The 11,788-nt window shown below is 46.3% G+C and carries 16 protein-coding genes; all 16 read left to right on the forward strand.

Features of this window, described 5'->3' with window-relative positions; translation table 11 throughout:
• The coding region (locus C816_RS06265) for a Txe/YoeB family addiction module toxin (RefSeq protein WP_016324498.1) at positions 1 to 229 on the forward strand (229 nt) is incomplete at its 5' end.
• Positions 230 to 755: 526 nt separating this feature from the next.
• Positions 756 to 1,541 carry a ParA family protein gene (locus tag C816_RS06275; protein ID WP_155978937.1) on the forward strand — a complete coding sequence of 262 codons (786 nt, stop codon included), beginning with the start codon at positions 756 to 758 and terminating at the stop codon, positions 1,539 to 1,541.
• A complete protein-coding gene (locus C816_RS06280; RefSeq protein ID WP_016324500.1) occupies positions 1,534 to 1,830 on the forward strand; it encodes a hypothetical protein in 297 nt (98 codons plus the stop codon). The genes C816_RS06275 and C816_RS06280 overlap by 8 nt, the downstream gene beginning before the upstream one ends.
• Positions 1,831 to 1,889: 59 nt before the next feature.
• A complete protein-coding gene (locus tag C816_RS06285) occupies positions 1,890 to 2,408 on the forward strand; it encodes an RNA polymerase sigma factor (RefSeq protein WP_242832149.1) in 519 nt (172 codons plus the stop codon).
• Positions 2,405 to 3,112, forward strand: a complete 708-nt coding sequence (locus tag C816_RS06290) for a DUF4367 domain-containing protein (protein ID WP_016324502.1) — start codon at positions 2,405 to 2,407, stop codon at positions 3,110 to 3,112. The genes C816_RS06285 and C816_RS06290 overlap by 4 nt, the downstream gene beginning before the upstream one ends.
• 107 nt (positions 3,113 to 3,219) lie before the next feature.
• Positions 3,220 to 3,582 carry a hypothetical protein gene (locus C816_RS06295; RefSeq protein WP_040655028.1) on the forward strand — a complete coding sequence of 121 codons (363 nt, stop codon included), beginning with the start codon at positions 3,220 to 3,222 and terminating at the stop codon, positions 3,580 to 3,582.
• Positions 3,583 to 3,729: 147 nt separating this feature from the next.
• Entirely contained in the window at positions 3,730 to 4,755 is a 1,026-nt protein-coding gene (locus C816_RS21635) for a hypothetical protein (protein ID WP_016324503.1), read from the forward strand.
• Positions 4,745 to 5,122, forward strand: coding sequence for a hypothetical protein (locus C816_RS23500; RefSeq protein WP_155978938.1), 378 nt, complete (start codon positions 4,745 to 4,747; stop codon positions 5,120 to 5,122). The genes C816_RS21635 and C816_RS23500 overlap by 11 nt, the downstream gene beginning before the upstream one ends.
• Before the next feature lie 29 nt (positions 5,123 to 5,151).
• Positions 5,152 to 5,739 (forward strand): hypothetical protein, encoded by a 588-nt coding sequence (locus C816_RS23505; RefSeq protein WP_016324504.1) that lies wholly within the window; start codon positions 5,152 to 5,154, stop codon positions 5,737 to 5,739.
• 93 nt (positions 5,740 to 5,832) lie between these two features.
• Entirely contained in the window at positions 5,833 to 6,333 is a 501-nt protein-coding gene (locus C816_RS06305; protein WP_016324505.1) for a hypothetical protein, read from the forward strand.
• A gap of 926 nt (positions 6,334 to 7,259) precedes the next feature.
• Positions 7,260 to 8,216 (forward strand): hypothetical protein, encoded by a 957-nt coding sequence (locus tag C816_RS21640; protein WP_051147052.1) that lies wholly within the window; start codon positions 7,260 to 7,262, stop codon positions 8,214 to 8,216.
• Between the two features lie 14 nt (positions 8,217 to 8,230).
• Entirely contained in the window at positions 8,231 to 8,998 is a 768-nt protein-coding gene (locus tag C816_RS06315; protein ID WP_016324507.1) for a hypothetical protein, read from the forward strand.
• A gap of 505 nt (positions 8,999 to 9,503) precedes the next feature.
• Positions 9,504 to 9,785 carry a hypothetical protein gene (locus C816_RS06320; RefSeq protein WP_016324508.1) on the forward strand — a complete coding sequence of 94 codons (282 nt, stop codon included), beginning with the start codon at positions 9,504 to 9,506 and terminating at the stop codon, positions 9,783 to 9,785.
• Between the two features lie 31 nt (positions 9,786 to 9,816).
• Positions 9,817 to 11,286 (forward strand): bifunctional DNA primase/polymerase, encoded by a 1,470-nt coding sequence (locus C816_RS06325; protein ID WP_242832148.1) that lies wholly within the window; start codon positions 9,817 to 9,819, stop codon positions 11,284 to 11,286.
• 112 nt (positions 11,287 to 11,398) lie between these two features.
• Positions 11,399 to 11,665 (forward strand): type II toxin-antitoxin system RelB/DinJ family antitoxin, encoded by a 267-nt coding sequence (locus C816_RS06330; protein ID WP_016324510.1) that lies wholly within the window; start codon positions 11,399 to 11,401, stop codon positions 11,663 to 11,665.
• Positions 11,665 to 11,788, forward strand: a 124-nt coding sequence (locus C816_RS22495; RefSeq protein ID WP_016324511.1) for a type II toxin-antitoxin system YoeB family toxin, incomplete at its 3' end; no start/stop codon positions are given. The genes C816_RS06330 and C816_RS22495, both read left to right, overlap by 1 nt.

An 11,788-nucleotide genomic window follows, 5' to 3' on the forward strand; every position in this document is an offset into this window, starting at 1 on the left:
GGATGATTACCTGTACTGGCAGACGCAAGACAAGAAGGTGCTGAAGCGGGTAAACCTGCTTATAAAGGATATTCGTAGAAACCCATTTGACGGGGTTGGGAAGCCGGAACCGCTGAAGAACAACCTTAGCGGGTGGTGGAGCAGGCGAATTGATGAAACCAATCGGATTGTGTACTATGAGCAAGACGGGATTATCTATGTTGTGTCTTGCCGGGGCCACTATGATTGAATTGGAGAGTAACTGCGGTGACACATCAGGATTACATTGGAAAATTGGAGAGAGGGCTTGCCCAGGTTCGAGCCGGTCAAGGCATTGTCAAAACCATGGAGGAATTAGAACGTATGGCAGAGGAAACAAGATTTGCACAGCTTCAGTTACCGGCCCCGGCGGACGCTGATCCGCACCCTCGGCTGCTCCTGGAAGGCCGGGGCATTCATGCTGGCGAGAGTTTCACGGCGCTGTTCCCGGATGGGTGGCATGATATTACCCTGGAGGTGAGCTGGGAGCCGACCGGCCCTGGCTGCTGGTACATCTCAACGCCAGGATTTAGGGATATTTGTCCTATAGGATTGTTTGTGAAGACATAAAGTATATATCAAGATTAAGTTATATAAAATAAATAATTTGTGTATATGAAATAAAAAGCGGTGTCTCCGTTCCTGGAGCACCGCTTTCTGCTTGACAATCTAAGGAATAAGCAATATAATTTATATAACTTAAATAGTAAATGCAGACTATATAAATGAAATAAGGAGTGAAGGATTTGAAAGTTATAGCAATCGCAAATCAAAAGGGCGGTGTGGCGAAGACCACAACGACGCACAATCTCGGCGTGGCCCTGGCGGCTAAGGGAAAGCGGGTCCTCTTGATCGACCTGGACAGCCAGGCCAGCCTGACGATCAGTGTGGGCCTGGAGCCGCTGGAGGTAAAGAGGACGATTGTAGATGTTCTGAGAAAAGACGGTGTGCCGGTCAGCGAGTGCATCGAGCAGATCAGCGACCAGCTGCACATCGTTACCTCCATCATTGACCTGGCTCCGATGGAGATGGAGCTGCTGTCCAGGGCCAGCCGGGAGAAGATTCTTGACCGGGCCCTGCGGCCGGTTCGGGGGGAATATGACTTCATCCTGGTAGACTGCCCCCCGCAGCTCTCCATCCTGACGATCAATGCGCTCTCCTGTGCCGACGGTGTGATTATCCCCGTCAAGACGGATTATCTGGCCTATCGTGGTCTGACGCAGCTCCAGGACAGCATCCAGGAGATCCAGGAGCTGATTAACCCGGAGCTGAAGGTGCTGGGGGTCATTGCGACGCTTTATGAAAAGCGAGTGGCGGACGACAATGAGATACTGGCTGCGCTGAGGAAAGAGTATAACCTCCTGGGCGTGATTAAACGGCTGGCAGTCGCCAAGAAAGGCATTTATGACGGACTGGCGGTAGTGGAGCAGACGCCCGGCAGCGAAATTTCCATAGAGTACAATAAAATTGCAGACATGATCATTGCAGAAAAATTTGAAAGGACGGAGAAAGAGAATGGCTAAGTTTGAGGATAGGGAGATCCGCCGGAGGGGTTCGATTGTAGGAAGCATCGTTGATGGTGCGCCGGCTGCTGCCGGCAGCGGGAGAGGCCGCCCGAAGGAGGGCCGGGAGATCAAGAAGCGGGTGAGCTTGTCGGTGTTGCCGAGTCTGTATGAGGATATACAGAAGATTGCCTATGTGCAGCGTAGGAGTATCAGCGACGTAGTTGGTGATCTGATGGAACAGTTTAGGGCAGGGCATGAGAAGGAGCTTGTCGAGTATAAAAAAATAAAGAATAACGAGGGAAAGTAGAAAACTTGGTAGAATATTTATAGAAATAGAAATAGAGAACAGGGGGGATAAAATTGCTGGTGTTCTTGTCTATTCTTGAAACCGACGAAGATAGAGATGTTTTTGTCGAGTTATATAATGAGTATGGAAATGCGATGCTTCGAGTAGCAAAGCGGTACTTTCCTGACGATGCGAGTGCTGCTGAGGATGCAGTTCAAAATGCATGGGTAAGAGTAGCTGAGAACTTTAAGAAGATATTAGACGTTCCCTGTAAGAAAAGAGGTGCATATCTCGTCATTATAGTAAAGAATGAAGCGATAACGATATTAAGAAAGCGCCGAAAAGAACTGCCAATTGATGATAATTTTATTGGATACAATGATGGACCAGAGACCGATGATGTAAAAGATGTTATAGAGATTATACGAGAAATGCCAGAAATATATCGGGCAATTTTAGAAATGCGGTTTGTTGAGGAACGCAGCACAAAGGAGATTGCTGCTGCACTGTCTTTGAAAGAATCAACGGTCGATGTTCGGATTCATCGTGGCAGGGCGCTACTTATGAAAAAGCTACGAGAGGAGGGGTATGTGCAATGATGGAAGCGGTCGAGAATTTGGCTTTGAAAAACATTCTGTTAGATGCAGCTGCCATGGAATTTGAGGAGGAGCTTCATGAAAAAGATCCTGTGGTCATATCAGAACATTTCAAATGGCAGATGTTGCGCATGCTCTCTAATCCGAATAAGTGGGCTAAGGAATGGCATCGAGGATCGGCTTGGACGAGGTGTCTGCAGAGTGTAGCGGTATTTTTATTGATATGTTCTGTAGCGGTTGGCTCAATTATGGTAGTGAGCCCGACTGCCCGTGCCGCCATTATTACCTGGGTTGCTGAGTGGTATGAGTCTAGTGTTATATATCGTTTTTTTGGAGAGCCGTCATTTACAAAAATGCCACAATATAAAATTGCGGACTTGCCATTTGGATATAAGGAAACGGGGATGCCCGTTGAATCGCCGAACGATGTAGAGATATTCTACGAAAATTCGGAGGGGGGAGTAATCCGATTTGAGTATATGAGAGTGGAAGAGGGGACTGCCGTAGAAATAGAGACAGACAATATGGATATTATTGAAATAAAGGATAATGATTTTTTAGGCCATGTATATATATCAAAAGATATAAATCAGAGTAATTTAATAACGTGGCTTGATAAAAAGGAAGAAGTTCAGTTTGTAATTGACGGATTTTTTGACAGTAAAAAGCTGGTTGAATTAGCGAAAAGTGTTGAACGAATAGGATAGTAAAGAAATTTTTGCAAAATTTATGTAAGATAAGCACCCTTTCTCTGCGTTAATATGGTGACTGCGAAAAGCAGCGCCTTATTCAGTACAGAGAGGGGGTGCTTTTTATGAAAAAACGGATTGTGCCTATGCTGATGGTAGTTCTTCTTGCCGTGTCGATCATGGCTCCGGCTGCATCTGCTGTTAGCGCAAGGGCGATTTCTGGTAGGCCGACACTGAAGATCAGCGGAACAACGGCATATTGTTTCGGGAAGTATAGTAGTGGGAACCAGGAGGATGAAATTTCAATTACTGTTACCCTGAAACAAGGCGCTCAGACCATTACGTCATGGAGCGCATCAGGAAAAGGCTCTGTCACAATTTCTGAAACCTACACTGTTGCGGAAAGGCAGACATATAAATTGGTCTTATCTGCGACAGTGAATGGTCAGGTCAGACCGGACATAACTGTTACGGCAACTGGAAGGTAAAACCGGGCCTGCCTATAGGCAGGCCCAAAGGGATACATCCCTTTGGGCCAATAATTTAAGGGGAACATTAAAAAGGATGTGATGTTAGTGTAAGTATTATCTTTGTAGAATCAAAATTCTTATATCAGTATTAGTGGAGGTATACACATGAAAAAGGGCAGATTACTTTTGTTGACATTCATTACAAGTCTCTTCCTGGTAACTACAAGCTTAGCCGCCTCGGTAGATTTTGAAAATGCCTATGGTCAAGGGCAGAAGGATGAAGTGATTTACAATACAATTCAATTTGATTATTGTGTTGTAACTGGGCTGACAGATCAAGAGGCAGATGATGTTTTTGCTAAACTTGATGAATACGATCAGTCTACTACGGAACTTGTCGAAGATGCTTTCCCAGATTGCAATAGTACCAATGATTTAGAAGGTACAATTTTGTATCTTCAGAGCAACTATGAATCTGCAAAAAATGCGATGACAGGACATGAGGAAGAACTAGATGCATATTTGCTCTTTAATTCTATTGAGTACTATAAAGACAACTATGATTGCATTGAGCAGAGAGTAGAAGATGCACAAACTGCAAGTGCAACTGCAAGTAACGGATCAACAGTCGCTACTGTTAAAATTTTTTCTGACGGCTCTGGGGACAATACGATTGGTAGTTCTGGGCATGCAATCAATACCGGAACCCATGCTTGGATTGTTGTGGAAAATACATCAAACAGAACAATTATGGTCGGAAAAAGAACGTTACCTGCGGGGAAACAAATCACCTTGGGAACGTGGGGGAACAAGTCGGAGCATACGGGTCTATGGTATAACTTAGAGTCGTATTTCATTAAAACAAATAGTGCGTATTCTAAAAGAGTTTCTACAAATTATAATATTGACTCTTCCGGTTTAGACACTTTGAACACTTATATTCTTAGACACGACTATTGGAATGCGGCAGATAATTGTTCTGCGTTTGCTTCCGGTGCATGGAATCAAATTTCTCCCAATAAAATTTCTGCTGGAATAATTTGCACGCCCTACAATCTGGCTCATAATATTCAGCAGACAAACTATACTTCAAGAGCTGCTGTGAAATATCATGACAGGGTTTACTATTCCCAACTCAATGCAAACCCGGCATTAAGCGCTGTGTACGTTAGTACAAATTATGACCGGTAAAAGAAGGTTTGCTAATTATTTTGCTGTTTTCTTAACTATAGCGGTTATCACTGTTTTGATAGTTTGCGGCATAGTATCATCTGGCATTTCTCAATCATTTGTGAACCTTTATGTAAAAAGTATTTCTTTGACCTCTGAAAAGTGCTTCATAGAAATTGACACCTGGGATAGTGGAATCTACTTTTTGGGATATGATTATTTCATAGAAGATAAAGTATTACAGATTACCGTCTATTCAGAAGGGTTATGTCTTCGCCGAGGAAAACCATGGCCAGTCAAAATAAATATTTTTGATGATGCACTTGCGGAGGTGAATCGAATTTGTTTTAAAGATGGACAAACTATAAAACAAATTTATCCAAGTTGACTTTTTACACGGAAAATGGAGGAATAGAAATGAAAAAGTACATTCGGCTTGTTTCCGCTGTCCTTATGCTTGTAATGGTATGTACAACGAGTGCTTTTGCGGCTTCTCCAACCAGTTCTATAGAGCAGTCTCAAGACCTCATTCTTGTACAAGGGGAACCTATTGGATCTCGTGCGGACGAAGATGGTTTTTTGCTTGAAGATACTGACATCAGGAGTGCTAGATCTAGCGGATTGCCGTTTTCAATGACTGCAAATAATGTTAGCAAACTCTTGACCACCTATTCTGCGCCTGGAAAGAATTTTACTGGCGGAGCTTTTGATGGCCTTGTTGGGGAGGGGCTGTTGATTACAGGAAAGGTTACAGACACAAGCGGCAGTGATGTAAAAGTCGGAGCTTGTTCATACAATGCAAACAAGGACACATTTTATACAGTCATGCCTATTTATTTTGATTCTGGCACTTGGTCTACCAGCTGGATTCCGAAAATTCGAAATGGGTATTTGTACATGGGAAATTCGACGACGTACTATGGACACATTACAAACGAAAGCGGATCGGGCACTGTTTCTGGAACATTGAATTTTTCTGTTTCAAAAAATCCGTATAATATCTAAAAACACCATTTAGCAAAATATCTACAAAGTCTTGAAGAACCAGCCCTGCTACTTACATGGGAGCAGGGCTGGTTTGTAGAAGAGGAGATTTAGATGAAACAAAAAATGATAAATCGGAGTCTTCCTTTTGTATGTTTGGTTTTAGCGGTAACCACATTTTTCCTGCTGAGAGGGCTACAAAGCAAAAATGATGTGTCGGTTCCAGATGAAGTGCTTGCAGTTGTTGATGATTATATGGAAGCATACAAAGAGGGAGTAGAAGTGTCATCCCAATATATGCATTTTGAAGATGAGTTTATAAAATCAGCTTATATTGCATCTGGAGATAGGTTGATAGATTATCAGATAGAGCGCATTGAAAAAGTAAACGAAAACCTGTACGCATTTACTATGTTAATGAAGTCGGAGCAAACACCGTTTTATTCAGAAGAAGAGTATGAGTGTGTTTATAATTTTGTTGGTAAGATTGATGGTAAATGGTGGTATATAAATGGTATTGCGCATATACCGACGGATATACAAAAAGGCTTAGATGCAAGTAAATACGTTTACCAAGATGAAGATATTGTAGCCCATGGTGATGTGCTTCATTAGTCTGGATTATAAGACGAATGGGTGCAGTATGACTTGCACCCATTCGTAGTTTTATGCGCATAACGGTTTACCCGTTTACACTATATATGAACGGGTAAACCGTTATGTCTAACATAATCGGAATATCTTGACTGCCCCGGAAATCTATGCTATACTAAAAACAGCAGGAAATAATTTCCTGCTGCCATAGAAAATCGCTGCTGTGGTCAGTGGGGAAAGGAGTGCCGCAGCACAATCAAAGCTCGTCTGGGCGAGGGTAAATAGTAATTAGGCCCAGAGCGTCCCGGCTCCTGGTTCGCCGGTCGGGGGTTTAGCAGTTTGCTAATCAGAAGCCATTCAGGGGTGATACACCTGTATGGTGCGCGGGCTTGCCTTAGTAACCTTTGTGAATTGGAAAGCGCATCATGGACCCTGAGCGAGTAATCTTTTTGAAAGCGACGGTAAGTAAAACGTATCGTGTCCCTTCCCACCTTCCGAACGCAGCCGGTCATGCTGTAAATCTGCCGGAGAGCTGCTCCCTCTACAAAGGAGCCGACAGAATCCTAACTGCCGTAGATCGTAATAAATAGGGCTGCACACATAAGCAAGATAAAAAGTGTAGGGAGTTTTCCCAAACCCGTCACACATAAGACGTTAAAAAGTGTACTTTGCCGATTGCCGAGTCTCCGATTGGAGCTGACATGAGGCGGCCTGGCTTTAACACGTATAAGCTATATAACATGAGTCCGATATATAAGTTATATAATATATTTCTAATATTCAAGAGGTGTATATTATTGATATTAAATAAATTATACCAGAACTATCCTTCTGAGAGCTACAAAAGGTGCGTATAAGGGATAGTCCAGAAAGGGGATGAAATGGGCCGGAGAAATAAGTCATACTCAAAGGATCTCCATCAACAGGCGTATGAACGCCTGACAGGAATGCAAGCCTTTGGGGAGAGCAAAAAGGCGGCTGTAGCCAATGGGACGGACAGGGATAAGATTTTCTCTGTCAGCACTTACAAGGCATATTGGAAGCACACAAAATATTTTATCAAGTACATCAGGGAGAACTATCCGAAGTGTACCACGCTGAAAAGCGCAAAGAAGTACGCCAATGAATGGCTTCAGGCGCAGGTTGACCGTGGCCTGTCGGCCTGGACTGTCCAGCTTGAGGCGAAGGCCCTCGGCAAGCTCTACGGCATCCAGCCGGATGACGAGAATTATTTCAAGCCCCCCAAACGGAATCGGGAGGACATTAAGCGGAGCCGCGGGGATCGGGTGCGCGACCGGCATTTCTCCAAAACCAATAATGACGAGTTGATTAAGTTCTGCCGGGGAACGGGGCTTCGCCGGAGTGAGCTGGAGGAGCTGCGGGGTAAAGACTTAGTGACCAGGGCGCAGATCGAGGTGGAGATTTCCCGCCTGGAGACTATCCCGGAGGACCGGCGAACGCCAGCGGACGGGAAACGGCTTTCCATGCTCCAGGACACCCGGCTGTTCCAGGGGGAGTATTTTACCTTCGTGCGGAATGGGAAGGGCGGCAGGATGCGCCTGAGTCCCATTATCGGCAAGAATACAGAGCAGATCGTGGAGCGGATCAGTAGCACGCCGCCAGAGGAAAAGGTGTGGCAGCATGTCCATAAAAGCGCCGACATTCATGGATACCGGGCGGAGTACGCTACGGCCATCTATAAGGCCCATGCCAGGGCGATAAAAGAGATCCCTTATGACCGGGTAAACCGGGGGACGGGGCGGCGGTATCAGAGCGATGTATATGTCTGCCGGAAGGACGAAGCTGGGAAGAGACTGGACAAGGCGGCGATGCTGGTGTGCAGCAAGGCCCTCGGTCATAATCGTATAAGCGTTGTGGCCGACAACTATATTCGGGGCCTGTAAGGGAGGGGAACGCTGTGGCGAAATATGTGAAGGAAGGGACCTTCGGCGGCTACAAGGAAGTTCCTGGCGGTCTGTCCGACCCGGAGTGTTCTCATGTGATTATGTCGCTGAAGGAGTACAACGAGCTGCATCGGCGGATCACTGCTGCGGAGCAGGAGAGCCGGAATACAAAATATGAGGCAGAGAAGAGGATGCAACGGCTTGAAAATGACGCACGGTATAAAGTTCAGGCTGCGGAAGCATCGGCGGCGCAAAAGGTAGCCGACATGGAGGGAGAGCTGGAGGAAGAACGGCGGGAAAGCGCCTATCAGCGTGACTTGAATAAGAACCTGCTGCGGATCGCCAGAGAACGGGCGAACGCTGACCGGAAGCTGAAGCCAAAGAAGGAGCATACCGGGTATGTTGTCGTTGCTTCAGAAGAAAAAGAATACCGCTATAGGGACGGGAAGAAGTGGAAGAAAGTAAAACTGTGGGAAACTGTGCTGCAAAGCTATTATTCGGTCGATTTTACGGAAGAAGAGGCCAGGACCCAAATTGAGAGAGACTTGCTCCCCCAAGACGGGGCTTGGTTGATTATGGAGATAGGAATATCAGCCAGATACAGAGGAAGGTATGAGGGTATGATTGAGGATGTTTCAGTGAAGGAAGATTTCATGAAACGGAATATACTGTTGGCGGGGCAGCAAAGGTTGAGGGCCAACTTTCGCTCTGGCTATTGGGAGCTGGTGTTTATGCACACGAAGGCCCTGGGCATCGTTCCACCGGATATGCGGGCACGGTGATCTATGGCCTTCAACCGGCGTTCTGAGGGCCTTGGTGGGCGTTTGGCGAGAGGGGCTGCCCCTTCCCCCTGGGTCTGCTTGCGTGGCTTCTGAGGGCCTTAAAAGGCGTGGTAAAATAGCCTGTCCAGGGGACTTGAAATTCCTGGGTGGACAGGCTATAATCATAACAAAAAATAGGGAAAAAATTCATTGATAATAAACGGCCCTCTAAGGAGTCTTTTCGTAACTTAAAAACGTCATTTTTCTTTAAAAAAAGGGAGAAAGTCGGAGGGGAAAAGGGGGGTGAGCGGAGGCTGTGGGAATGTGGTAAACCCGTAGGGTTTTCCATCATTTCCATAGCCGGAGCAAGGGGGGAAAGGGGGAGGTGACTTTCTCTTTAAGGCCCCGTAGGGGCCGCTCTTTGGCTCCCCCTTTCCCCCCTTGCCGCCCGCAGGCGGCTCCCCCGTCCCCGCCGTAGCGGATTTTTTCTTTTTGCTTCTTTTTCTTTTTTGTGAGAGGTGGGTTTATGGGTAAGAGAAAAAAGGGCATTAAGCCTGTTGATAGCAAGACTGTTCGTCAGTGGGCCTTATTGGGGCGCACTCCGCTTGATGGGGCGATTCCAAGTTATATTTGGGATACATTTGAAGGGCCTTCTTCGATTTATTACTTGGAAAAAGATACGAGAGATATGACGCAGGAGGAATATACAGCCTTCGTGGTGGACATGAAGGGCTATTCTGAACGGTTTTTGAAAATGTTTTCGCAGAATTGGTTTAAGATTAAGCGGGGGGAGTGGCATGATAGTTAATTTTCGGGGAACGGTTGAGGAGTATCAAGCCTTGTATAAGGAAAAGAATGCCCATCTGGAGCAGTTTTTAGAACAGGTTTCGCCGTTTGAGTTTTACCGGGAGATTTTCCCGGAAGGGTCTTTTGAGCGAAAAGGGCATTATGAAGATAAAAAGCCGAATGGTATCGCTGTTTCTCTGCCTGGTAAGGGCGGTTCTGTCAATGGGATTGCCCTGGGGATTGAGGGGGATGGTAAGGCAAGGCGGTATATTATTACGGACGATTTGAAGATGCTGGAAGAGTTGATGGATACCGATTTTACCATCATGGCGCCGATTTCATATTACGGGAAAAAGAGATCAGGAAAATTTGCCCGGTTTCTGTATGCCCTGGTTTTCGATATTGACGGGGTTGGTATGCCGCAGCTCCGGGATGTGCTGCATCAAATGAACAAGGATATTTTGCCGAAGGCTACTTTTGTGGTGAACAGCGGGACAGGGCTGCACCTGTATTATGTTCTGTCCGAGCCGGTTCCTATGTATCCGCAAAACCAGCATTATCTGAAGGAACTGAAGTATTCCCTCACTCGGCAGATTTGGAACAGGTACACGTCCTCTATCAAGCAGCCGCAGATGCAGGGTCTTATGCAGGGGTTCCGGGTAGTCGGTTCCGGGACGAAATTGGGTAAAGGCTATCCTGTGGTGGCGTTTCAGTTTGGGGGCCGGGTGGAGCTGGATGATCTGTTGGAGTACATACCAGCATCAAACGGAGAACGGCAGAAGTTGCAGGGCATTTTGAAAAAGAGCAGTATGCCTCTGGCGGTAGCAAAGGAGAAGTACCCGGACTGGTATGAGCGCCGGATTGTGAAGGGCGAGCGGAGAGGTCGCTGGACGGTGAAGAGAGATCTCTACGATTGGTGGCTGCGCCGTATCCAGGACGAGATCCGTGTGGGCCACCGCTATCATGGAATAATGACCTTGGCGATCTATGCGAAGAAGTGTGGGATTGAGGAGGAGGAACTTCGCCAGGATGCCTATTCTCTCCTTCTGCCTTATGACGAAATGAGCATCGAGGAGGTCAATCGCTTTACCAGGGAGGATGTAGAGGCTGCTCTCTCGATGTTCAATGAGGACTATGTGACGTTTCCCAGGGATGATATAGCAAGGCTCTCCGGGATGTCTATGCCAGTTAATAAGAGGAATTGGCGGAAGAGAAAAGAGCATATTCAAGTGATGAACACAATGAAGGCGTTAAAGAAACAGTTGGGAGAGGCCGTCCCTGTAGGAAGGCCCCAAGGTAGTGGAACAGCGCAGGAGCGGGTATATCAATGGCGGCAGCAGCACCCGGAGGGACGCAAGGCCGATTGTCACCGGGAAACCGGCCTTGATCCGAAGACCATACGGAAGTGGTGGGATTGCCCGTTACCGCCGCTGCGGTTTGAAAGTGGCCATATCACGGTGCCTGTGGAGCCGTCCAAGATGACCAGCGACTTCTTGGTAGCAGCACAGGCCGAGGATGATTAGAGGACATTTAGGTGATTGTAATGGATAGGAGTTATTTTACAGTGTTGTAAAGAAAAATTCTTGATTTTTTCTTTATTGTGGCATATAATAAAAACAGAAAGGGGTGTTGTATATGGGGCAGACAGTGAATGTCAATTTTAAGTTGGATTCAGACGTTAAGAAAAGAATGGAGTGGGCTTGCTCTGAATTGGGGCTTTCCATGAGTGCTGCGTTTACGATTTTTGCAAAGAAGGTCGGCAGAGAGTGCCGTATTCCTTTTGAGGTTTCTGCTGATCCGTTTTACTCTGAAAGTAATATTCGCTACTTGGAAAATGTCATGCGGGATGTTAAAGATGGAAAGGCCCATTTCGCAGAGCATGACTTGATCGAGGTGGATTGATGCGGCTGCTGTGGGAGGATAGAGCCTGGGATGATTACCTGTACTGGCAGACGCAAGACAAGAAGGTGCTGAAGCGGGTAAACCTGCTTATAAAGGATATTCGTAGAAACCCATTTGACGGGG

The organism is Oscillibacter sp. 1-3 (assembly GCF_000403435.2).
Taxonomy (GTDB): domain Bacteria; phylum Bacillota; class Clostridia; order Oscillospirales; family Oscillospiraceae; genus Oscillibacter.